The sequence below is a fragment of the Streptococcus pseudopneumoniae genome, assembly GCF_001072665.1.
GTDB classification, from domain to species: Bacteria; Bacillota; Bacilli; order Lactobacillales; family Streptococcaceae; genus Streptococcus; species Streptococcus pseudopneumoniae_S.
Window position 1 is genome coordinate 1 of the sequence record NZ_JVJI01000032.1, and the last position, 754, is coordinate 754.

General features: G+C 41.0%; 1 protein-coding gene. It reads right to left on the reverse strand.

Going from position 1 to position 754, the window contains the following annotated elements:
• Positions 1–754 (reverse strand): MucBP domain-containing protein (locus ADH52_RS02475; protein WP_049509892.1); only part of this gene is annotated, 754 nt, incomplete at both ends.

Genomic DNA, 754 nt, shown 5'->3' on the forward strand with positions numbered 1-754 from the left:
GTATCCTGGCACGTACGGAAGAACTGGTTTATCCTTGCCTGGTTTGGTTGGATCTGTTGGATCATTTGGATACTTGATTGGGTCTGTTGGTTGACCTGGGATGTTTGGTACCCATGATCCTAGTGGTTTGTAAACATAAGTTACTGTTGAACCATCTTTACCAATCTTACCTTTCGCTTCTCCATCTACACGAACAAGAACATAACCCTTGATAACTTTTCCACTTGTAGCGTACTCATCGCCTACTTTACCTTCTGTAGTCTCTGCAGGAAGAAGGTCTTTGCCTTTTTCATCTACATATTTAACTACTAGTTTAGCTTTGTTTGCTACGTAGTTGATTGGTGTATCTTGACTTGGATCTGTTGGAAGATTTGGTACTTCGTATCCTTTTGTTGGATCTGTTGGATCTACTGGTTTAAGTGGGTTGCCATCTTTATCTTCTGGAGTGAATCCTGGAACGTATGGTAACACTTCTGTTGGTTGCCCTGGTTTTGTTGGGTCTGCTGGATCATTTGGATACTTGATTGGAGTTGTTGGTTGTCCTGGGATGTTTGGAATCCATGATCCGATTGGTTTGTACACATATGTTACTGTTGAACCATCTGTGCCAATCTTACCTTTAGCGTCTCCATCTACACGAACAAGTAGGTGTCCTGGAATTACTTTTCCAGTTGTTGTGTACTCATCTCCTACTTTTCCTTCTGTTGTTTCTGAAGGGATTAAGTCTTTGCCTTTTTCATCTACATATTTAACT